Raw genomic sequence first — 20,369 nt, forward strand, 5'->3', positions numbered from 1 at the left:
GGGAGCGGCCGTCGGCGGGCCGACACGGCGTGGGCCTCTGCGGCAGCTCCGGAATCCGCCCGGCCCGCCCCGGCCGCGCCCGACCCGCTCGGCGCAGCCCGGCCGCCGGGTCCCGCCGCGCTGCCGACCGCCGCACCTCCCTGTCGGTCCTTTGCTCTGCTTCAACAGAGGCAACAGCAGACGTCCGATTACCGGACACCCGGTGTTGCGTGGGGTGAAGCAGAGCAAAGGAAGCAGAACACGTGCCCGCCCCCGCCGACCGAACGCAGGGACGCCGCCCCGGCGGGCCGCCAGCAGGGCGACCCAGCGCGGGGACAGTCTCGGGTCGCCTCAGCGCCGCCCGTACAGGAAGCGCAGGGCGTTGGTGGATCGCAGCTTGTCGCGCTGGGCGTCGGTGAGGAAGTCGGCCACCTCGACGACCGCGCCGACGGGCCGCTCCCCCAGCGGGTACGGGTAGTCGCTGCCCACCAGCACCCGGTCCTCCCCGAGCGTGTCCACCAGCAGCCGCAGCGCCGGTGCCGCGAAGACGACCGAGTCGACGAGGAACCGGTCGAGGTAGCTGCTCGGCGGGGCGGCGGACGCACCCCGGACCAGGTCACCCCGGCGGTGCCAGGCGTTGTCGGCGCGGCCGAGCCAGAACGGGAAGCTGCCCCCGCCGTGCGCGAAGCAGATCCGCAGCGTCTCCGGCACCCGGTCGAAGACCCCGCCCAGGATCATCGCCAGCACCGACAGGTGTGTCTCGGCGGGCATCCCGGTCAGCCAGCGGGCCATCCAGCGGTCCAGCCGAGGGCTGCCCGGCATGTCCCACGGGTGGACGAAGACCGGGGCACCCACCTCGGCGCAGTGCTGAAGGAACGTCACCACCCCGGCGTCGTCCAGGTCCCGGTCCCCGACGTGGTTGCCGATCTCCACGCCCACGTGCCCGGCGGCCAGGCTGCGGTCCAGCTCGGCGCAGGCGGCGTCCGGGTCCTGCAGGGGCACCTGGCAGAACGGCACCAGCCGGTCGCCACCGCCGGCGGTGACCTCCAGGGTCAGGTCGTTGAAGATCCGGGCTACCTTCACCGCCTGGTCGGCCGGCCGGTCGTAGCTGAAGAAGACCGGCGTCGGCGAGACCACCTGCACGGCGACACCGTCGGCGTCCATGTCGGCCAGTCGGCGGGACGCGTCCCAGCACTCCGCGCCGATCGGGCGGAACTCCGTCTCCCCCACCATGATCATGGCGGCGCGTTCGGAGTCCACCCGCAACCACGGCCAGCCGGACCCGCCGCACGCCGCGCCGAGGTCCGGCCATCCCTTGGGTACGACGTGCGTGTGCACGTCGACCACACCAGCCGGCATCAGCCCTTGCCCGGGTGCAGGGTGCCGCAGTTGGCGCAGGTACGCGCCGACTCGTCGGCGTAGAACGCCTGGAACACCGGGGGCAGGTCGGCCGCGATGTCGCGGACCTGCAGCTCCACCTCGTGCACCTTGTGCCCGCACTCCGGGCAGTACCACTGGAACGTCTCCAGCGTGCCCTCCTCGCGGACCCGCTCCACGACCACACCGATCGAGCCGGCCTCCGGTCGCTGCGGCGAGTGCGGGGTGTTGCGCGGCAGCATCCACATCTGACCCTCGCGCACATGCACCGTACGCGGCCCCTGCGGGGTCATCAGGTTGATGTGCATGTTGCCCTTGACCTGGTAGAAGAACTCCTCGTACGGGTCCACGTGGAAGTCGGTGCGCTGGTTGGGCCCGCCCACCACCATCACGATGAAGTCGTCCCCGCCGGGGAACATCTCCTTGTTGCCCACCGGAGGCTTCAGCAGGTGCTGGTTTTCCGCGATCCAGCCCGGAAAGCTGAACGGCTCGGCGATCTCACTCACGACTGACCTCCCGAGGGAAGAAGGGCCACGGCCTGGATCTCGATGAGCAGGTGCGGGTGCGGCAACTGGTGCACCGCCACCGTCGTACGGGTCGGCCCGGACGCGTCGAAGAACTCCGCCCAGACCTCGTTGTAGCCACCGAAGTCGTTCATGTTGACCAGGTACGACGTCACCTGGACGAGGTCGGTGAGGTCCGCGCCGACCGAGCGCAGCAGGTCACCGATGTTCTCGATCACGGCCCGGGTCTGCGCCCGGATGTCGAGGTTCGTGGTGCCGAACTCGTCCACCTCGACACCGGCGAAGCTGTTGTCCGGCCGGCGGGACGACGTACCGGAGACGAAGACGAACCCACCCGCCACCTTGACGTGCGGAAACGCCCCCCGGGGCACGGCCTTGCCGGCCACCACCACCCCGCTCACGACGACGCCCGCAACGAGGCGGTGCCGAGCTTCTCGACGACCGCACGGACGTGCGCGCCCGGGCGCAGCGGCACGGCGGCGGTGGCCGCGCCGGCCAGGAAGACCCAACCCGACTCCAGTCGCACCCCGTGCCGGCCGGCCAGCCGGATGCCCTCGTCGAGCGCTCGGCGCGGATCGCCGAGGATCGCCGCCGTCGAGCCGACCTGGGCCACCCGCCCGTCGACCTCCAACAGCACGCCCAGGTTGTCCAGCCCGGCCGGCACCGGGGACCACGGGCCGATCACGAACGCGGCGGCCGAGGTGTTGTCCGCGACGACGTCCGGCAGCGAGAAGCGGAAGTCCGCGTACCGGGAGTCGATCAGCTCGATGGCCGGGGCGACCGCGCGGACCGCCGTGGCGAAGTCGCCGACCGGTTCGCCCGGCTCGGGCAGCCGGTCCAGCAGGAACGCCACCTCGGGCTCGACCCGGGGATGGATGTACGCGGACACCTCGACCGCGCCCCCGTCGGGTATCCGCATCGAGTCGGTGAGCCGTCCCCAGATCATTTCGTCCACGCCGACCTGGGCCATCTTCGCCCGGCTGGTCAGCCCCATCTTCAGCCCGACCAGCCGCTCGCCGGCGTCGACCCGACGCTGGACCAGCGCGGCCTGCACGGCGTACGCGCCGTCCACGTCGAGGCCGGTCTCGGCGGCGAGCTGCGGGATCGCGGTGGCCGTGGCGGCGGCCGCGCCCAACTTCTCGGCGATCCCCGCGATGTCCGGTCCGATCATGCTGCGTCATCCTCCGTTCGCGGCTGCGGGGCGCGCGCACCAGCCTCCGCACCGGCCAGGTCCAGTGCCACGTCGACGATCATGTCCTCCTGGCCGCCGACCATCCGACGCCGACCCAGCTCGACCAGGATCGAGCGCACGTCCACGCCGTACTTCGCCGAGGCCCGCTCGGCGTGCCGCAGGAAGCTGGAGTAGACCCCGGCGTAGCCCAGGGAGAGGGTTTCCCGGTCGACCTGCACGGGCCGGTCCTGCAACGGGCGGACGAGGTCGTCGGCGGCGTCCATCAGCGCGAAGACGTCACAGCCGTGCTTCCAGCCGTGCAGTTCGGCGACCGCCACGAAGACCTCCAGCGGGGCGTTGCCGGCGCCCGCGCCCATCCCGGCGAGGGACGCGTCGACGCGGACGGTCCGGCCGTGCGGAGCGTCGGGGCCGGCCGGTGCGGCCCCGAGGACGCGGCCGTGCTCGACGGCGAGCACGCTGTTGGCCACCCCGAGGGACAGGTTGTGGTGGGCGTGGATGCCGATCTGCGTGTCCGGGTCGAGGACCTGCCGGTACGCGTCGACCCGCTGCGCCACGTCGGACATCAGCAGCCGGCCGCCGGAGTCGGTGACGTAGACGCAGTGCGCCCCGTACGACTCCATGAGCTTGGCCTGCCCGGCCAACCCGGCCGGATCGTTCATGTGCGACATCATCAGGAACCCGGCCACGTCCATGCCGTTCTCCCGGGCCCAGGAGATGTGCTGGGCGGAGATGTCCGCCTCCGTGCAGTGGGTGGCGATGCGGACGCTCGTCACCCCGAGCGCCTTGGCCGCCTTGAGGTCGGCGATGGTGCCGATGCCGGGCAGCAGCAGGGTGGTCAGCTTTGCCGAGGTCAGCACCTCGGCCGCCGCGGAGATCCACTCGGCGTCGCTGGCCGCGCCGTGGCCGTAGTTGACGCTGGACCCGGCGAGCCCGTCGCCGTGCGCGACCTCGATGGCGGCCACACCGGCGGCGTCCAGCGCGGCGGCGATGGTGCGTACCTGGTCGACGGTGTAGCGGTGGGCGATGGCGTGCATGCCGTCGCGCAGGGTCACGTCCTGGATGTACAGGTCGGTCATGCCACCGCTCCCGTCGCGCGCAGGGCCACCAGCCGCTCGGCGGTGCGCAGCGCGGCCGACGTCATGATGTCCAGGTTGCCGGCGTACGCGGGCAGGTAGTGCCCGGCGCCGGAGACCTCCAGGAAGACCGACACCTGCAGGGCGGTGAGCTGACGCCCCAGCGACGGCAGGTACGCCTGCACCCGGTCGAACTGCACGTCCTGCTTGAGCCGGTAGCCGGGGACGTACTCCTGCACCGCGGCGACCATCTCGCCGACCGAGGCGGCGATCGCGGCGCGGTCGGCGTCGGCGTCCGGGCAGAGGCAGTAGACGGTGTCCCGCATGAGCAGCGGCGGGTCCGCCGGGTTCAGCACGATGATCGCCTTGCCCCGCTCGGCCCCGCCGACCACCTCGATCGCCCGGGCGGTGGTCTCGGTGAACTCGTCGATGTTGGCCCGGGTACCCGGCCCGGCGGACTTCGAGGCGATCGACGCGACGATCTCGCCGTACGCCACCGGGGTCACCCGACCGACGGCGGCGACGATCGGCACGGTCGCCTGCCCGCCGCAGGTCACCATGTTCACGTTCGGCTCGTGCAGGTGCTCGTCGAGGTTGACCGGCGGCACCACGTACGGGCCGATCGCGGCCGGGGTCAGGTCGACCACGGTCCGGCCGTGTGCCCGCAGCACCTCGTCGTGGCGGCGGTGCGCGCCGGCCGAGGTGGCGTCGAAGACCAGCTCCACGTCGGCGAACTCGGGCAACGCGACGAGGCCGTCCACGCCGTCGGCGGTGGTGACGACACCGAGGCGGCGGGCCCGGGCCAGGCCGTCCGAGGCCGGATCGATGCCGGCCATCGCCACCATCCGCAGAGTGTCGCTCAGTCGCAACACTTTGATCATCAGGTCGGTGCCGATGTTTCCCGATCCCAGGACCGCCACACCGGTGGTCATGACGAGACCTCCTTGCTGAAGGACGTGCGGACCGAGCCGAGCCCGGAGATCCGTGCCTCGTACGCGGCCCCGGGGGTGACCGGGAGCATCGGGCCGAGCGCCCCGGAGAGCACCACGTCCCCGGCGCGCAGCGGATCACCGGCCCGGGCGAGGGTCGCGGCCAGCCAGTGCAGGGCGTGCAGCGGGTTGCCCAGGCAGGCCGCGCCCGCGCCGACCGACACCGGCTCACCGGCGTGCTCCAGCACCATCCCGCACAGCCGCAGGTCGACGTCGGCGAGCCGACGCGGCGTGGTACCCAGCACGAACAGTCCGCTGGAGGCGTTGTCGGCGATCGTGTCCACGATGGAGATGTCCCAGCCGGCGACCCGTGAGTCGACGATCTCGATGGCCGGCAGCACATGGTCGACCGCGCGGATCAGGTCGACAGTGGTGATCCGCTCCTCGGTGAGGTCGCCGCCCAGCACGAACGCGACCTCCGCCTCGACCCGCGGTTGGAGCAGCCGGTCGATGGGCACCTCGACCCCGTCGCCGACGGCCATCTCGTCGGTCAGCATCCCGAAGTCCGGCTGAAACACCCCGAAGCTCTCCTGCACCGCCCGGGAGGTCAGCCCGATCTTCGCGCCGACGCGGCGCTCGCCCCGGCCCTGCCAGGCCCGCGTCTGCAACTGCTGCACGCGGTACGCGGACTCGACGTCCCCCTCCGGCAGCAACCGGCCGCGCAGCGGCGGGCAGGGCTTGCCGCTGCTCCGCGCCTCGGCCAACTCCCGGTTCGCGGCCTCGATGTCGGCTTCCATGCCCGCTCCCTCGTTACGGCTCACGACAGGTCCACGCAGACGTTCGTGAGCTCGGAGTAGAAGTCCAGCGAGTGCACGCCGCCCTCGCGGCCGATGCCGGACGCCTTCACCCCACCGAACGGGGTCCGCAGATCCCGCAGGAACCAGGTGTTGACCCAGACGATGCCGGCGTCCAGCCGCGCCCCGGCCCGATGCGCCACCCCGACGTCCCGGGTCCACACCGTCGCCGCCAGGCCGTAGTCGGTGCCGTTGGCCAGCGCGTACGCCTCGTCCTCGGTGTCGAACGGCGCGACGTGCACGACCGGGCCGAAGATCTCCTCCCGGTTGGTGCGGGCGTCCGCGTCGAGGCCGGCGAGCACGGTGGGCTGCACGTACGAGCCACCGTCCCGGGCGTCGCCGAAGGTGGGCGTACCCCCGCCGGTCAGCACCTCGGCGCCCTCGGACCGGGCCAGGTCGTACGCCCCGAGCACCTTGGCCCGGTGCTGCAGGGAGATGAGCGGCATGGTGGCGGTCGCCTCGTCGGTCGGCCAGCCGTACGCCAGCTCGCCGGCCCGCTTGGCCAGCCGGGCGGTGAACTCCTCGAAGACCGGCCGCTGCACGTAGATGCGTTCGGTGCAGAGGCACACCTGGCCACCGTTGGTGAAGCTGGACCGCACCGAGCCGGTGACCGCCGCGTCCAGGTCCGCGTCGGCGAAGACCAGGCCGGCGTTCTTGCCGCCCAGCTCGAAGCTGACCGCCTTCACCCCGTCGGCGGCGGCCCGCATGATCGCGCCGCCGGTCGCCGACTCGCCGGTGAAGGTGATCGCGTCCACGCCGGGGTGGCGGGTCAGGAACTCCCCCGCCGAGTCCGGACCGAAGCCGTGCACGAGGTTGAACACCCCCTCGGGTACGCCGGCGGCGGCCATCACCTCGGCCAGCACCGTCGCCGAGGCGGGCGTCTCCTCGCTGGGCTTGACCACCACGGCGTTGCCGCAGGCCAGTGCCGGGGCGACCTTCCAGGTGAGCAGCAGCAGCGGCAGGTTCCACGGCACGATCACCGCGACCACGCCGACCGGCTTGCGGACCGCGTAGTTCAGGGCGCGCCCGCCGGTCGGGGTGACCGTGGTGAACGACTCGGTGGGCGCGGTCGCCACGATCTCGGCGAACGCCCGGAAGTTCGCGGCACCGCGCGGAATGTCCAGCGTGCGGGCCTGAGCGATGGACTTGCCGGTGTCGGCGACCTCGGCGGTCACCAGGTCGTCGAAGCGGCGTTCCAACTCGTCGGCGACGCGACGCAGCACCTCGGCGCGCTCCCGCTCGCCCATCCGACCCCACGGACCGGCGAGCGCCGCGCGGGCGGCGGCGACAGCGTCGTCCACGGTGGACCGGGACGCCTCGGCCACCTCGAAGACCGGCTCCCCGGTCACCGGGCTGACCTTGGTGAACGTCGTTCCGCCGTCGACGAACCCGCCGGCCACGAAGTTGCGCAGCCGGGGCGGCCCGGCCGGCGCGCGGCCGGTCATCAACGTCGGGTCCCAGAAGTTCGTCACGCGCGCCTCCCTCGGTTGAGCACCGCCGTGATCGCGCCGGCCAGCAGCAGCGCCGCCCCACCGGCGACCGCGCCGAGCACCCGGTGCTGCCGGCGCACCCGGCGGCGCACCTCGGCGTACGGGGTGGTGGAGAAGGACACCAGTTCGTACTGCGAAACGTACCGGCCGGGCAGGGCCCGTTCCAGTGCGTGCTCCACCCGTCGCCGGGTCTGGAAGACCGGTGAGGCGACCTTGTCGCGCATCTCCACGAAGTTGGTCAGCGCCATCTGCGCGATGGCCTCGGCGTTCTCCTGGCGGCGACGCTGGAACAGCGGCAGCGCCGCCGCCCACTCGTCGGCGCACTCGTCCAGGCAGCGGTCCAGTTCGACGACGTCCTCGAAGGCGCAGTTCGCGCCCTGGCCGTAGAACGGCACGATGGCGTGCGCGGCGTCGCCGATCAGGCCGACGGTGCCGTTGACCTGCCAGGGCGTGGCACGGACCGTGCCCAGCACGCCCACCGGGTTGTGCTGGTAGTCGTCCACCAGGTTCGGGGCCAGCGGGACCACGTCCGGATACCGCTGCGCGAAGTGCGCCCTGATCGCGGCCGGGTTGTCCAGGGCGGCGAAGCTGCCGGCCCCCTCGTTGGGCCAGAACAGCGTGCAGGTGAACGAGCGGTCCGGATTCGGCAGCGCGATCATCATCGAGGTGCCCCGGGGCCAGATGTGCAGGGCGTCCGGGTCCAGGGCGAAGTCCCCACCCAGCGGCGGGATCGTCAGCTCCTTGTAGCCGTAGTCCAGGAAGTCCACGCTCTCGCGCAGCGACCCGTGTGCCAGGAGTTGCCCGCGTACCGCGGAGCCGGCGCCGTCCGCGCCCAGCACCACGGACGCCTTGGCGGCGACCGTGCCGTGCGGGGTGTCGAAGCTCAGCGAGCCGTCGGTCGGGTCGAGCCCGACGAGACGGTGGTCGAAGACGACCCGTACCCCGGGCAGCGCGTTCGCGGCGTCCAGCAGGGCGTTGTTCAACGCGCCCCGGCTGATCGAGTTGATCGCCCGGTCACCGGCCGCGCTGTACGACTGGAACTGCGGCTCCCCCTCGACCGGGTGGATCATCCGGCCGCGCATCGGCAGCGCGTCGGCCATCACCTGGTCGGCCAGGCCGATCCGGCGCAGCGCGTCCAGCCCGCGCTCGGAGAGCGCCAGGTTGATCGAACGCCCCCGCTCGGCCGTTCCGGTGCGCGGGTCCGGCCGCCGCTCGTAGAGCGCCACCGGATAGCCCCGCCGGGCCAGGAAGCAGGCGGCCAGACAGCCGGCCAGGCCGGCGCCGATGATCGCGACCTCGTCGCGCCGGGCCGTCACGGGTTCACCTGTCCCACGGTGGCCTCCAGTGCGGCGGCGGCCCGCCAACAGTCCAGGTACGTCGAGTAGAGCGGCACCGGGGCGAAACGGACCACGTCCGGCTCCCGGGCGTCGGCGATCACGCCGTGTTCGTACCGTAGGCGTTTGGTCAGTTCGGCGGCGTTGCCGGCACCGACACGGACCGAGAGTTGGCAGCCCCGCCGGGCCGGGTCGCGCGGGGTGACCACCCGCAGCGGCCGGTCGGCGGTGACCTCGTCGAGCAGCGACTCCAGCCAGCCGGTGAGGCGCAGGCTGCGGGCGCGCAGCGCCGGCATGCCGACCGCCTCGAACAGCTCCAGCGAGGTACGCACCGGACCCATCGCGAAGATCGGCGGGTTGGAGATCTGCCACGCCTCCACGGTGGACGGTGGGCGGGACACCGGCGTCATCTCGAACCGGGTGGCCGCCGCGGTGCTCCACCAGCCCTCGAAGCGGGGCAGGTCGGGATCGCCGAGGTGGCGCTCGTGCACGAAGACGCCGGCCAGGGCGCCGGGACCTGCGTTCAGGTACTTGTAGGAGCACCAGGCCGCGAAGTCGACGTCCCAGTCGTGCAGCGCGAGGGGCACGTTGCCGACCGCGTGGGCCAGGTCCCAACCGACCACCGCGCCGGCCGCCCGGCCCGCGGCGGTGATCGCCGGGATGTCCAGCAGCTCACCGGTCAGGTAGTTGACGCCACCCAGGAGCACCAGCGCCACCCGGTCGCCCTCGGCGGCCAGGTAGTCGGTGACGTCCTCGGTACGCAGCGCGTCCTCGCCGGGGCGGGGGCGCAGCCGGACCACGGTGTCGTCCGGGTCCAGGCCGTGGAACCGGGCCTGGCTGCGCACGGCGTAACTGTCCGAGGGGAAGGCGCTGTCCTCGATGACGATGCGGGTGCGCGCGCCGGCCGGGCGGTAGAAGCTGACCATCAGCAGGTGCAGGTTGACGGTGAGCGAGTTCATCACCACGGCCTCCGCGGGCCGGGCGCCGACCAGTCGGGCGGCCGGGCCGGTCAACAGCTCGTGGTACGGCAGCCAGGCGCGCTCGGCCTCCAGGTGCCCCTCGACGCCGAGCCGCCCCCAGGCGTCCACATCGGCGAGGAGTTCGTCGCGGGTGGCCCGGGGTTGCAGGCCGAGCGAGTTGCCGGCCAGGTACGCCGACTCGGGGTGGTCGCCCCCGTCGGCGGGCGGCACGAGGAAGAGGTGCCGGTGACCGGGGTCGGCCTCGTCGAGGCGGTGCGCCTCGTGTTGTGGGGTGTGCATGTCTGATTCTCCGGTCACATCGCGGTGCGGGCCGACCACAGCTCCGGGAAGACCACCCGGGCCATGCTGCGTTGCAGCCAGGCCAGGCCGGCGGAGCCGCCGCTGCCGACCTTGGCGCCCATCGTCCGCTGCACCGCCTTGACGTGGTTCCAGCGCCAGTCGCCGAACTCCTCGGCGACACCGCTGAGCGCCTCGCCGAGCAGCCGCAGGTGGTTGTCCGGGCCGCCGTCAGCGTAGATCCGCACCCAGGCGGCCTCGACCTCCGGCTGCGGTTCGTGTTCCACCGCCACGTCGCGGTTCAGCAGGTCGGCGGGGATGTCGAAGCCACGCCGGGCCAACAGCGCGACGACGTCGTCCCAGAGACTCGGTGCGGCCAGCGCGGCGCTGAGCGCGGCATGCACCTCGGTCTGCCGACGGAACGGGCGGATCAGCGCCGGGTCGCGCAGCCCGAGCAGGAACTCGAGGTGCCGATACATGGCGGACTGGAAGCCACTGCCCTCGCCGAGCAGGTTGCGGAACCGGTTGAAGTCGGCCGGCGTCATCCAGCGCAGGCCCTGCCAGGCGGCGTTCAGCCCTTCCAGGTGCAGGGTGGCGCGGCGCAGGGGGGCCAGCGCGTCCCAGATCCGGTCGGCGCGCAGCAGCCGCTGGGTCTCCCGCAACTCGTGGCAGGTCAGCCCGAAGTACAGCTCCATGATCTGGCTGACCATGAGGAACGACATCTCGCCGGGGTCGTCGCTCAGGGGTTGCTGCAACTGGTGCAGCGCGCTCGCCCGTACGTACGCGTCGTACGGCACCAGGTCGGCGAACTCAAGGGTCGGCTCGCCACCGTTGCGCGCCGCCCGGGCCGCCCGTTGTCGCGGGGTCACCGGTCGCACCGTGGCGACGCGGTTCCCGGCCCGCCGCTCCGTCGATTCCACCAGTCGTCTCCCTTCCCCGGACTGCCGACGTCATGATCTCGCGGTGGGATCGGCGTACGGAATGCCGGATCAACGGGACTTGCCGTCCTGACCTGACGAACAGAAGGCAGCTGGGCGAATCCGGTTCACGAAAGTAAGGTTCGAGCGTGGACGACATGGACTGGGCGCTGCTGCGCGAATTGCAGGCCGACGCCCGGCTCTCGTTCAGCGAACTGTCCCGCCGGGTGCACCTGTCCCCGCCAGCAGTCGCCGAGCGGGTCCGCCGGCTCGAGGAGACCGGTGTGATCACCGGCTACCACGCCCACGTCGACCTGACCCGGGCCGGCCGTACGGTGGTCGCCCTGATCCGGATGTCCTGCTACGGGGCCCGCTGCATCCTGCACGACCCGGAGGTCTCCGACTGGCCGGAGATCCTGGAGATCCACCGGATCACCGGCGACGCGTGCAGCATGCTCAAGGTCGCCGCCGGCTCGATCGGGGACTTCGAGGCGGTCATCGACCGTCTGGCCCCGTACGGCCAACCGTCGAGCACCATGGTCCTCTCCTCCCCCCTCCCCTGGCACCCCATAACCCCCCACCCCTGACCCCGCACCCCTCCCTCCCCCCGCCCCGCGCACCCGCCGCACCCCGCCCTCCCTCCCCCGCCGATCTTGCACTTTCTGTTGCCGAAAAGCCCCTTGTGCCCCGCTTTGTCGCAACAGCAAGTGCAAGATCGCGGGGACCCGAGCGGTGCACGGGGTCGATCATGCAGTCTTGCTGGGTGGGTGGTGACGAGATGCACCTTTTGCGGGGCTCCACAACTCCATGATCGACGCGGGGCGGGGGCGCGGGGTGGGGCGGGAGGGCGCGTGGGCCCGGGCGCGGGGTGGGGCGGGGTTTGCCTCTGCGGGACGGGGAAAGCAGCGCGCGTGCCCAGGGGAGGGTTCCGGCGGTCGTCGCCGGTTGGGGGGAAATCATGCAGGGTCTTCGCACGATCAACCGCGCGCTCTCGTCCGCACTGACGCTGGTCGGGCTCATCGGGGCGTTCGTCCTGCTGTCGGTCGCACCGGCGCGCGCCGGTGAGAACACCTTCGTCGAGGTGACACCGAACAGCGTCCCGGCGGGCGGCCGGGTGACGATCCGGGCGAGCTGCGACAACAACAACGACCGGCAGGCCAACGTGCACTCTGACGCGTTCGGGCACGTGATGCTCAGGCCGGACAACGGCTTCCTCAAGGGTGAGGTCACCGTTCCGGGCAACAAGGAGCCCGGTGACTACCAGGTCGACCTGCGCTGCCAGAACAACCAGACGGCCCAGACGATGCTGACCGTGCTCAACATGGCCTCGCCCAGTAAGGGGCCGGCGACCGGGGGCGGCGGCACCGCCGGCGGACGGGGCACCGGCTCGGTCCTGGTCCTCGGCGGCGTGGCCCTGGTGGCCGCCGCGGTCGCGCTCGGCATGGTGGGCAGTCGGCGTCGGCCCGGAGCCGGCTCCTGACCCGGAGCTGCCATGACCCGCAGATCCGCGCGTGCGCGGTCGGATCGCCCTGCCCGCTCCACGCGGTCGGGCCATCCGGCCCGCGTCCGGGCCGCGAGGGCGCTGCGCGCCACCCGCAGGCTGATGGCCCGGCTGCGCCGGGTCGCCGGGCAGGCGGTCTCCGCAAGTGTCGCCACCACCGACCCGGACGCCCGACCGCTGCCGCCGCGCCGTCCCGGCGGGCCACCGCTGGCCCGGCATCGGCTCGCCGACCGGCCAGGGTTGCCGGTGCTGGTCATCGCCGCACTGATGGTGGTGATCGTGGCGATGCTCGGCGTCGAGCGGGTGACCGGGGTGAGTCTGCTGCCGGACCGGATCAGCGCCGGCCTGCGGCCGCCACCGAAGAAGTTTCCGGTGCTGCCGGCCAGCCCACCGACCGCCCTCGCCATCGACACGATCGACCTGCGGGCGCCGCTGCACGACGTGGGCATCGCCCCGGACGGCACCATCGCGGTGCCCGATGTGGCCCGCGCCCAGGAGGCCGGCTGGTACGACCAGGGTCCCACCCCGGGGCAGTACGGACCGGCGGTGGTCGTCGGGCACGTGGACACCACCACCGGGCCGGCGGTCTTCCACCGGCTGCGGGAACTGCGCTCCGGCGACGAGGTCGACATCACCCGGGCCGACGGTCGGGTGGCGGTCTTCGAGGTGGACTCGGTGGAGCGGTTCGACAAGGAACGGCTGCCGGTGGACGAGGTGTACGGCGACTTCAGCCGTCCCAGCCTGCGGCTGATCACCTGTGGTGGCCGGTGGGTGGGCGGTGAGACCGGCTACTCGGACAACCTGGTGGTCTTCGCCTCGCTGGTCAAGGCCCGTGACGGGTGACCGCCCGCGCCGCCGTCGAGGTACGCGGCGAGCCGGGCGGCACCGGTGAGCATGGCCCGGCCGCGCTCGGTGAGCCGTGCCCGCCATTGCGCGAGCGACGCGGCCAGTGGTTCGGCGCCGCCGGCGTCCCGTACCCGGCGCAGCACGTCGGCGATGTGGCTCAGTCGGTACCCGCCCCGGCGCAGCAGGTGGGCGAGTTCGGCGTCCCGGACGTCGTCGGGCGAGTAGACGCGGTGGCGGGTGACCCGATCACGCTCCGGTCGCAGGATCCCGGCCGACTCCCACTTGCGCAGCGTCGCCGGTCGTACGCCGAGTCGGTGCGCGAGCACGCTGATGGGTACCGCCTGCCGGGTCGGCGGCGCGGGCGTGCCGGCGGTGAGCGTGGTGACCGCCGCCTCGACCGCGTCCAGCGTCTCCCGGTCGCGTCGCAGCAGGTCGTGGCCGTGGTCGATGGTCCGGAACGCCGCGTCGATCTCGCCCCGGTTGACGGCGCGCATGATGTCGCCGCCGGCCGCGTGACCGTGGCCCGCGACGAGGGCGAGGTAGGCGTCCAGCGCCCGGGCGTGCACCTCGGTGAACCGGCGGTACCCGGTGCCGGTGCGCTCGGCCGGTGGCAGCGCACCGTCGCGTTCGTAGTTGCGGACGGCCTGTGCCGACAGCCCGTGCCGCCGCGCGAGGTCGATCGGTCGCCGTACCCCTGGGTTTGAGGGTTTCGTGGTTGCCACCGTGCTCCGTCACTGAAAAGTCTCAACCGCTGGTTCAACGATACGGTCGATGCAATGACCACTCTTCTCGACCTGCTGGCCGGCCGACCGACCCTGCTCGCGCTGGGCGAGCCGACGCACGGTGAGTCCGCCTTCCTCCAGATCCGCAACGACACCTTCCTGACGCTGGCCGAGCACGGCTACCGCTCCATCGCCCTAGAGAGCGACCGGGCCGCCGGACTGCTCGCCGACGAGTTCGTGCGCGGTGGGGCGGTGCCGCTCGACCGCGCGCTCGCCGAGGGGTTCAGTCACGGTTTCGGCGCCGCACCGGCCAACCGCGACCTGCTGCTGCGCATGCGCGAGTGGAACGCCGAACGGCCCGCCGCGCAGCAGCTGAGGTTTCACGGTTTCGACGCGCCGCTGGAGATGGAGGGCGCCCCGAGCCCGCGCCGGCACCTGACGCTCGTGTGCGACTTCCTCGGCCTCGACCGGTCGGCGGAGATCGACGACCTGGTCGGGGACGAGGCCCGGTGGAGCGACACCGCCGCCGTCTGGGAGCCGGGCCGGTCGGTCGGACGCTCGACCGACGCCCAGCGGCTGCGGGTCCTCGCCGACGACCTGCTGACCGAGCTGTACCGCCAGGCGCACCGCCGCCCCACGGGCTGGTGGGAGGCGCATGTGCAGGCCACCTCCGCGATCGCGTTGCTGCGCTACCACGCCGCCGCCGCGGCGGCCGACCTCGCCCAGGAGGAACGGTTCGCCTACCTGGCCGGGGTCCGGGACGCGCTGATGGCCGAGAACCTGCTCGCGATCCGGGCGGTCGAGGCGGACCGGGGACCCACGCTGGTCTTCGCGCACAACACGCACCTGCAACGCCATCCGAGCACCATGACGGTCGGTGCGGCGACGGTGTCCTGGGCCGGCGCCGGCGCGATCGTCGGGGCGCTGCTCGGTGAGCGGTACGCGGTGGTCGTCGGCAGCCTCGGCGTGAGTCCCGCACTCGGCATCGACGCGCCCGCGGCGTCGACCTTCGAGGGCCGGCTCCAGCAGCGGGGCGACCTCCCCGGGTACGTGCGGGCCGGCGACGTCGTGCCGGCCGAGCGCAGATCGCACGACTACCGCTACGTCCCGCTGGACCAGGCGAGCATCGACAACGCCGACGCGGTGTTGCACATCCCGACCGGCGTCGACGCGGCCGTGCTCGCCGAACGGATCGGCGCGCTGCCCGGCGTCGAGCAGGTGGTGGCGAGCGCGGAGAACGGATCACCCGAGGGCGCCTGGGGCGACCGGTTCTTCCACGTCGGGCCGGACCGTCGTCAACCGTTCGCCACCATCGTCGAGCACGACGTCCCGGGCTTCGACGAGGCCGGGCAGCTCGACCGCCCCGGGGTCTTCCGGCTCAACCTGGAGCTGGGCCGGGCCGAGTTCGAAAAGAAGTTCGGCTTCGCGCCGGCTGCCTTCGAGGAACACCGGGACGACTTCGACTACGCCCGGCTGGACACCCTCACGCCGCATCCGGACTACGCGCTGTACGGCTTCGCCAGCATCGTGATGCCCGGTCCGCAGATGCTGCCCGAGATCGACCGGCTCATCGCGATCGCGCACCGGCGGGCGGTCGACCGACACGAGCGCGCGACGCGTCGGGCGGCCGACCAACAGGACTGAGCGCGACCGCCGTCGGCCGTCCCGGGCTGCCGGGCCCGCGCGGATGCGGCCGGGCCCGCACGGGTACGGGTCAGGCCGCCGCTTCGGGCTCGCGCAGGTCGAGCCAGTCGGCCCAGCGCGGGTCCGGGGCGCGGTGTCCGAGGACCCGCCACGCGGTGCCCTTCGGCGCGGCGGGCAGGGCGTGCAGCCGCCAGCCCAGCTCGGCCGGGGTCTTGTCGCCCTTGGTGTGGTTGCACCGCGCGCACGCGGCGACCACGTTCTCCCAGGCGTGCCGGCCACCCCGGCTGCGCGGGAAGACATGGTCGATGGTCTCGGCCGGGCCCCGGCAGTAGGCGCACCGCCAGCCGTCCCGGGCGAAGATCGCACGGCGGGACAGCCCGACGTGGGTGCGGTAGGGCACCCGGACGAAGCGGGTCAGCCGCACGACCGACGGCACCGGCAGCGCGTCCCGGGCACTGTGCAGGATGCCGTCGCCATCGGCGACACAGACGGCCTTGGCCGAGAGGACGAGGATCGCGGCGCGACGCACCGACACGACACACAGCGGCTCGTAGGTGGCGTTGAGAACCAGCGCGCCGGAGCCCACCGCGGGTCGTATGTCAGGCATCGCGCTCACCCTCCCGGTTCAGCGGCTGCTGCGAACCTGCCGCCGACCGGAGTTGGGCACGAGGGCCCGCACCGTCGACGCCCGTTCGATCACCGACGTCCGTTGCGCCAATAGTCCCTGATCGGACCCCGGATTGCACGTACTAATCCGGGGTCGGATGTGAAGCTCTTTTCCCCACCTGTCACGATGGCCGGTTCGCCCCGGTCCGACCCGGCGCTCCGGGGCATCTCACCCGGCTGGTGGGTCGGCGGCGGCCGGCCCGGAGTGTTGCGGTACGAAGACAGGGTGAGTACCGCCAGCGTGACGCCCCTTGCCCTGCCCGATGCCGTGTCGGTGAACTGTCAGGGCAGCACCTCCTGCGAGTTCCTCTACCGCATGACCAGGTCCGAATGGTTCGCCGAGGGCAGCTACTGGATCCTGCTCAAGCCGCTGCGGGTCGTACTGATCCTGGCGCTGGCGATGGTGGCGCGGTGGGCGCTGCACCGGACGATCAACCGGCTGGTCCGGACGACCACCGACGGCGCGGTGCCGACGATGCTGCGACCGCTGCGCGAACGGGTGCCCACCGCCGCGGTCGACCCGGCCGAGTTCGTGCCGGAACGGCGGCGGCAGAGGGCCGAGGCGATCGGCTCGGTGCTGCGCAGCCTGACCACGGCGTTCGTCTTCGGCATCGCGCTGTTGATGATCCTGCGCGAGTTCAGCTTCGACCTGGCGCCGCTGCTGGCCAGCGCCGGTATCGCCGGCGTCGCCCTGGGCTTCGGCGCGCAGAGCCTGGTCAAGGACCTGATCGCCGGGCTCTTCATGCTCATCGAGGACCAGTACGGCGTGGGCGACAACGTCGACCTGGGCGAGGCGACGGGCGTGGTGGAGTCGGTCGGGCTGCGCGTCACCACAGTCCGGGACGGACGCGGCGTGCTCTGGTACATCCGCAACGGCGAGATCATCCGGGTGGGCAACAAGAGCCAGGGCTGGGCGCTGGTGGTGGTGGACCTGCCGATCGGCTTCAGCGGCACGGAGGAGGCCAACGCGGTGCTCCGGACGGCCGCCGCCTCGGTGGCGGTGGACCCGGAGCTGTCGCCGGAGATCGTGGAGGCGCCGGAGGTGCTGGGCGTCGAGCAGATGACCGTGGACGGCGCCGTGATCCGTACGGTGGTCAAGACGACCGCCGACGGCCAGTTCGCGGTGGGCCGCGAGCTGCGGCGCCGGCTGGCCGAGGCGTTGGAGAACTCGGGCATCACCGCGCAGATAGCCGCCGCCCGCAGCTACCCCGGTATCCCGAACCGACCGCTGTCGGACGGTGAGACCGGTCAGGGTGGTGCCACCTGACCCGGCGACACTGGCCGGCAATCCAGGGGTCGCGGTCCACCCGGCCCCTGGAGTATCGTCCGTTCGTTCAGTCGGGGATGCGACGAACGATCCGTTCGCCCTAGCTAGTTGTCAGACGATCGGGCAGAATCCCGAAGCACGCGTTCCCGCTGGAGCGCGGTCACATCCTCGCTGATCCGCGAATCTGACGAGTGTTCCCGGCCCGGCGGCCACAAGCAGCCGCATCCGGGGGCCGATGGAGGCGACGGTGCCCGACGAGCGACCTTCCGTGGAAGGTCCGGCCACTTTTCGCGAAGTGTTCGCCCAACGTGAGTATCGGGCCGTCTTCACGGCCGGGTCCCTGTCCTGGGTCGGCGACTACGTGGCCAAGGCCGCCGTGACCCTCCTCGTCTACCAGCAGACCAGGTCCGTCGCGCTCTCCGCCGCCGCGTTCGCGGTGAGCTACCTGCCGTGGCTGCTCGGCGGTCCACTGCTCGCCGCGCTGGCCGAACGGCACCCGTACCGGCGGGTGATGGTGACGTGCGACGTCGTCCGGATGGCGCTCATGGTGCTCATCGCCCTCCCCGGACTGCCGGTCCCGGTGGTGCTCGTGCTCGTCTTCGCCGCCACCCTGGCCAACCCGCCCAGCCAGGCGGCGAAGTCCGCGCTGATGCCGCAGATCCTCGCCGGTGACCGGCTGGTGGTCGGGTTGTCGCTCAACGGCAGCGTCGGGCAGGCCGCGCAGGTCGTCGGCTACCTGCTCGGCGCCGCCGTCGCCTCGATCAACCCGCCGGTCGCGCTGCTGTTCAACGCGGCCACCTTCGGGCTGTCGGCGCTGCTGCTGCGCTTCGGCGTGCGGGACCGCCCGGCCACGATGAGGACCGCCCACCGCAGCCACCTGCTGCGGGAGACCGCCGAGGGCTTCGGGATCGTCTTCCGCACACCGGTGTTGCGGGCCATCGCGGTGCTGGTGTTCAGCGCGACGCTCTTCTCGATCGTCCCCGAAGGGCTGGCCGCCGCCTGGGCGAACGCGGACACCAGGAGCGGCATGGCCGCCGGCACGGCGCAGGCGGTGATCATGGCTGCGAGTCCGGTGGGCTTCGTCCTCGGCGGACTGCTGGTGAGCCGGCTGTTCGGCCCCACCCGCCGGCTGGCCCTGATGCGGCCGCTCGCGGTGCTCGCCCCGCTGGCGCTGGTGCCGGCGCTGTTCGATCCGCCACCGCTGGTGGTGGCGCTGCTGGCCGCCCTGTGCGGATTCGCGGTCGCGGGCATGCTCCCGATGGCCAACGGGCTGTTCGTCCAGGCGCTGCCGGACGGCTTCCGGGCTCGCGCGTTCGGCGTGATGGCCACCGGCCTACAGGTCATCCAGGGGATGGCCGTGCTGGTCACCGGCTTGCTCGCGGAGCGGTTCCCCATCCCGGTGGTGGTCGGCCTCTGGAGCGCGGCCGGGGTGCTGCTGATGACTGTCGTGGCCGTGCGCTGGCCGGACCGGCAGACGGTGGACGACGCGATATCGACAGCCAGGGCAGCCAACATCGCGCAGGCCCGCGAGACGGGCGACGTCGGTGCCAGCGGCACGCCGGCACTCGCCGATCCACGTGCGGCCGGCGGCCAGCGCCGGCACGCGGTCACCTGAGCCACGGCGTGAGCCGACGCACGGCCTCCGGGTCGGGCCCACGGCCGACGCGCCTGGCAGGATGGAACGGTGAACCCCGCAGGTGAATCCGACCGTCCCGACGCGTCGACGACGCTCTTCGAAGCGGTCGGCGGCGAGCCCACCTTCCGCAGGCTGGTGGACGAGTTCTACCTCGGCGTCGCCAGCGACCCGCTGCTGCGACCCATGTACCCGGAGGAGGATCTGGGCCCGGCGGCCGACCGGCTGACCCTGTTCCTGATGCAGTACTGGGGTGGGCCGAACACGTACTCCGCGCAGCGCGGGCACCCGCGGCTGCGGATGCGGCACGCGCCGTTCCGGATCGGCGCGGCCGAGCGGGACGCCTGGCTGCGGCACATGCGCCAGGCGGTGGACCGTCTCGACCTGGAACCGCAGCTCGCCGTCGCCCTCTGGGACTACCTGGAGCGGGCCGCGTACTTCATGGTCAACGTCATGGAGGACCCGGCCGAGCGCGCCTGACGGCGCGCACCGGGCACCCGGGCCGCGGCCGGTGTCAGAGCAGCGCGCCCTCGTCGTGCAGCCAGTCCACGAAGCTGGTCGCCACGGCCGCACCGCAGTCGAGCATCTCGACCAGCAGCGCGTCGTGCGTGCCGGCGCCGAGGGGCACCTGCAACTCGGCGTAGATCGGTAGCTGCCCGCGCTCGGTCGGATCGCCGATGTACGCCTTGCAGAAGCGGCGGGTGTGGTTCCACTCGTTGACCACCCGGTAGGCCCGGTCGGCCCAGTCCGGCGGAACCGTGGCGTGCGGACGGGCCCGCATCACCAGGATCTCGTCCTCCGGGCCCTCGAGGGTCACCAGCACGGCGTGGCGCTCCCACATGGCCAGCAGGTTGCCGTCGCCGTCGGCCAGGTACCGCACGTCGAGCAGGTCGAGTGCGTCGCAGACCCGACGCAGGCTCACCGGCTCGATGGTGGCCGCCATCTCGGCCAGTGCGGGTCGGTCGCTGCCCGGGCAGTCGTCTCCCGGCTGGCGAGGACTCGGCGGCCCGACCCGGACCGCGCTCTCCACTGTGATCCCGCTTCGGGTTTCCGGATCACCGCCGTCGGCGGGACCGGGGCGCCATGACCACCACGGCATCGCTCGTCGCACCTCACTCCCCAGCGGATCCAGCCGCCTACGGTGCGTTGGATCCGAGGATGGACG

At 72.5% G+C, this 20,369-nt stretch carries 21 protein-coding genes; 7 read left to right on the plus strand and 14 right to left on the minus strand.

What is annotated here, in order from left to right; translation table 11 throughout:
• Nucleotides 1-330 precede the first annotated feature (330 nt).
• The 11 genes from AC3EN4_RS19205 to AC3EN4_RS19255 are packed head-to-tail and all read right to left on the minus strand — an operon-like array spanning nt 331 to nt 10,928.
• Nucleotides 331-1,338 (minus strand): amidohydrolase family protein, encoded by a 1,008-nt coding sequence (locus AC3EN4_RS19205; RefSeq protein ID WP_435207179.1) that lies wholly within the window; start codon nt 1,336-1,338, stop codon nt 331-333.
• On the minus strand, nt 1,338-1,862 hold the full coding sequence (locus AC3EN4_RS19210) for a 3-hydroxyanthranilate 3,4-dioxygenase (RefSeq protein ID WP_355052291.1): 525 nt from the start codon (nt 1,860-1,862) through the stop codon (nt 1,338-1,340). The genes AC3EN4_RS19205 and AC3EN4_RS19210 overlap by 1 nt, the downstream gene beginning before the upstream one ends.
• Complete coding sequence (locus AC3EN4_RS19215) at nt 1,859-2,281, minus strand: RidA family protein (RefSeq protein WP_422736516.1); 423 nt, start codon at nt 2,279-2,281, stop codon at nt 1,859-1,861. Before AC3EN4_RS19215 ends, AC3EN4_RS19210 begins: the two co-directional genes overlap by 4 nt.
• Nucleotides 2,278-3,051, minus strand: a complete 774-nt coding sequence (locus tag AC3EN4_RS19220; RefSeq protein ID WP_435207180.1) for a 2-keto-4-pentenoate hydratase — start codon at nt 3,049-3,051, stop codon at nt 2,278-2,280. The genes AC3EN4_RS19215 and AC3EN4_RS19220 overlap by 4 nt, the downstream gene beginning before the upstream one ends.
• Nucleotides 3,048-4,148, minus strand: a complete 1,101-nt coding sequence (gene dmpG, locus AC3EN4_RS19225; protein WP_435207181.1) for a 4-hydroxy-2-oxovalerate aldolase — start codon at nt 4,146-4,148, stop codon at nt 3,048-3,050. Before dmpG ends, AC3EN4_RS19220 begins: the two co-directional genes overlap by 4 nt.
• Nucleotides 4,145-5,077 (minus strand): acetaldehyde dehydrogenase (acetylating), encoded by a 933-nt coding sequence (locus AC3EN4_RS19230; protein ID WP_422736519.1) that lies wholly within the window; start codon nt 5,075-5,077, stop codon nt 4,145-4,147. Before AC3EN4_RS19230 ends, dmpG begins: the two co-directional genes overlap by 4 nt.
• Nucleotides 5,074-5,871 (minus strand): 2-keto-4-pentenoate hydratase, encoded by a 798-nt coding sequence (locus AC3EN4_RS19235; RefSeq protein WP_435207182.1) that lies wholly within the window; start codon nt 5,869-5,871, stop codon nt 5,074-5,076. Before AC3EN4_RS19235 ends, AC3EN4_RS19230 begins: the two co-directional genes overlap by 4 nt.
• A gap of 20 nt (nt 5,872-5,891) precedes the next feature.
• Nucleotides 5,892-7,373, minus strand: coding sequence for a 2-hydroxymuconic semialdehyde dehydrogenase (locus AC3EN4_RS19240; RefSeq protein WP_435207257.1), 1,482 nt, complete (start codon nt 7,371-7,373; stop codon nt 5,892-5,894).
• 23 nt (nt 7,374-7,396) lie between these two features.
• Nucleotides 7,397-8,734 (minus strand): FAD-dependent oxidoreductase, encoded by a 1,338-nt coding sequence (locus AC3EN4_RS19245; RefSeq protein WP_435207183.1) that lies wholly within the window; start codon nt 8,732-8,734, stop codon nt 7,397-7,399.
• Entirely contained in the window at nt 8,731-10,011 is a 1,281-nt protein-coding gene (gene kynU, locus AC3EN4_RS19250; RefSeq protein ID WP_435207184.1) for a kynureninase, read from the minus strand. Before kynU ends, AC3EN4_RS19245 begins: the two co-directional genes overlap by 4 nt.
• 14 nt (nt 10,012-10,025) lie before the next feature.
• Nucleotides 10,026-10,928 (minus strand): tryptophan 2,3-dioxygenase, encoded by a 903-nt coding sequence (locus AC3EN4_RS19255; RefSeq protein ID WP_422736523.1) that lies wholly within the window; start codon nt 10,926-10,928, stop codon nt 10,026-10,028.
• A gap of 146 nt (nt 10,929-11,074) precedes the next feature.
• Here AC3EN4_RS19255 and AC3EN4_RS19260 point away from each other — a divergent pair, with 146 nt between their 5' ends.
• The 3 genes from AC3EN4_RS19260 (at nt 11,075) to AC3EN4_RS19270 (ending at nt 13,269) form a co-directional block, all read left to right on the plus strand.
• On the plus strand, nt 11,075-11,512 hold the full coding sequence (locus AC3EN4_RS19260; protein ID WP_435207185.1) for an Lrp/AsnC family transcriptional regulator: 438 nt from the start codon (nt 11,075-11,077) through the stop codon (nt 11,510-11,512).
• A gap of 371 nt (nt 11,513-11,883) precedes the next feature.
• Nucleotides 11,884-12,405, plus strand: coding sequence for a hypothetical protein (locus AC3EN4_RS19265; protein ID WP_422736524.1), 522 nt, complete (start codon nt 11,884-11,886; stop codon nt 12,403-12,405).
• A gap of 12 nt (nt 12,406-12,417) precedes the next feature.
• Nucleotides 12,418-13,269, plus strand: coding sequence for a class F sortase (locus AC3EN4_RS19270; protein WP_435207186.1), 852 nt, complete (start codon nt 12,418-12,420; stop codon nt 13,267-13,269).
• Here AC3EN4_RS19270 and AC3EN4_RS19275 read toward each other — a convergent pair.
• A complete protein-coding gene (locus AC3EN4_RS19275) occupies nt 13,215-13,994 on the minus strand; it encodes a TioE family transcriptional regulator (RefSeq protein WP_435207187.1) in 780 nt (259 codons plus the stop codon). The two genes, AC3EN4_RS19270 and AC3EN4_RS19275, sit on opposite strands and share 55 nt — an antisense overlap.
• 54 nt (nt 13,995-14,048) lie before the next feature.
• Here AC3EN4_RS19275 and AC3EN4_RS19280 point away from each other — a divergent pair, with 54 nt between their 5' ends.
• The gene (locus AC3EN4_RS19280) at nt 14,049-15,638 is read left to right on the plus strand and encodes a DUF6194 family protein (RefSeq protein WP_435207188.1); all 1,590 of its coding nucleotides are present in this window, start codon (nt 14,049-14,051) and stop codon (nt 15,636-15,638) included.
• 70 nt (nt 15,639-15,708) lie between these two features.
• Here AC3EN4_RS19280 and AC3EN4_RS19285 read toward each other — a convergent pair whose 3' ends face one another.
• Entirely contained in the window at nt 15,709-16,245 is a 537-nt protein-coding gene (locus AC3EN4_RS19285; protein WP_422736528.1) for an HNH endonuclease, read from the minus strand.
• Between the two features lie 267 nt (nt 16,246-16,512).
• Here AC3EN4_RS19285 and AC3EN4_RS19290 point away from each other — a divergent pair, with 267 nt between their 5' ends.
• The 3 genes from AC3EN4_RS19290 to AC3EN4_RS19300 all read left to right on the plus strand — a co-directional run bounded on the left by AC3EN4_RS19290 (nt 16,513) and on the right by AC3EN4_RS19300 (nt 19,684).
• Nucleotides 16,513-17,571: a mechanosensitive ion channel family protein gene (locus AC3EN4_RS19290; protein ID WP_435207258.1), complete on the plus strand. Its 1,059-nt coding sequence runs from the start codon at nt 16,513-16,515 to the stop codon at nt 17,569-17,571.
• Nucleotides 17,572-17,806: 235 nt separating this feature from the next.
• Nucleotides 17,807-19,186 (plus strand): MFS transporter, encoded by a 1,380-nt coding sequence (locus AC3EN4_RS19295; protein ID WP_422736529.1) that lies wholly within the window; start codon nt 17,807-17,809, stop codon nt 19,184-19,186.
• A gap of 69 nt (nt 19,187-19,255) precedes the next feature.
• Entirely contained in the window at nt 19,256-19,684 is a 429-nt protein-coding gene (locus tag AC3EN4_RS19300) for a globin (protein WP_422736530.1), read from the plus strand.
• A gap of 34 nt (nt 19,685-19,718) precedes the next feature.
• On the opposite strand, the gene AC3EN4_RS19305 is transcribed toward AC3EN4_RS19300, so the two are convergent.
• Complete coding sequence (locus AC3EN4_RS19305) at nt 19,719-20,303, minus strand: type III secretion system chaperone family protein (RefSeq protein WP_422736531.1); 585 nt, start codon at nt 20,301-20,303, stop codon at nt 19,719-19,721.
• Nucleotides 20,304-20,369 lie beyond the last annotated feature (66 nt).

Source organism: Micromonospora sp. bgisy143 (assembly GCF_057708145.1).

Bases quoted from the DNA above. Each gene is read 5' to 3' on its own strand.
- AC3EN4_RS19205 (WP_435207179.1), bottom strand. From the start codon at position 1,338: ATGCCGGCTGGTGTGGTCGACGTGCACACGCACGTCGTACCCAAGGGA.
- AC3EN4_RS19220 (WP_435207180.1), bottom strand. From the start codon at position 3,051: ATGATCGGACCGGACATCGCGGGGATCGCCGAGAAGTTGGGCGCGGCC.
- dmpG (WP_435207181.1), bottom strand. From the start codon at position 4,148: ATGACCGACCTGTACATCCAGGACGTGACCCTGCGCGACGGCATGCAC.
- AC3EN4_RS19230 (WP_422736519.1), bottom strand. From the start codon at position 5,077: ATGACCACCGGTGTGGCGGTCCTGGGATCGGGAAACATCGGCACCGAC.
- AC3EN4_RS19235 (WP_435207182.1), bottom strand. From the start codon at position 5,871: ATGGAAGCCGACATCGAGGCCGCGAACCGGGAGTTGGCCGAGGCGCGG.
- AC3EN4_RS19240 (WP_435207257.1), bottom strand. From the start codon at position 7,373: ATGACCGGCCGCGCGCCGGCCGGGCCGCCCCGGCTGCGCAACTTCGTG.
- kynU (WP_435207184.1), bottom strand. From the start codon at position 10,011: ATGCACACCCCACAACACGAGGCGCACCGCCTCGACGAGGCCGACCCC.
- AC3EN4_RS19265 (WP_422736524.1), top strand. From the start codon at position 11,884: ATGCAGGGTCTTCGCACGATCAACCGCGCGCTCTCGTCCGCACTGACG.
- AC3EN4_RS19270 (WP_435207186.1), top strand. From the start codon at position 12,418: ATGACCCGCAGATCCGCGCGTGCGCGGTCGGATCGCCCTGCCCGCTCC.
- AC3EN4_RS19280 (WP_435207188.1), top strand. From the start codon at position 14,049: ATGACCACTCTTCTCGACCTGCTGGCCGGCCGACCGACCCTGCTCGCG.
- AC3EN4_RS19285 (WP_422736528.1), bottom strand. From the start codon at position 16,245: ATGCCTGACATACGACCCGCGGTGGGCTCCGGCGCGCTGGTTCTCAAC.
- AC3EN4_RS19295 (WP_422736529.1), top strand. From the start codon at position 17,807: ATGGAGGCGACGGTGCCCGACGAGCGACCTTCCGTGGAAGGTCCGGCC.
- AC3EN4_RS19305 (WP_422736531.1), bottom strand. From the start codon at position 20,303: ATGCCGTGGTGGTCATGGCGCCCCGGTCCCGCCGACGGCGGTGATCCG.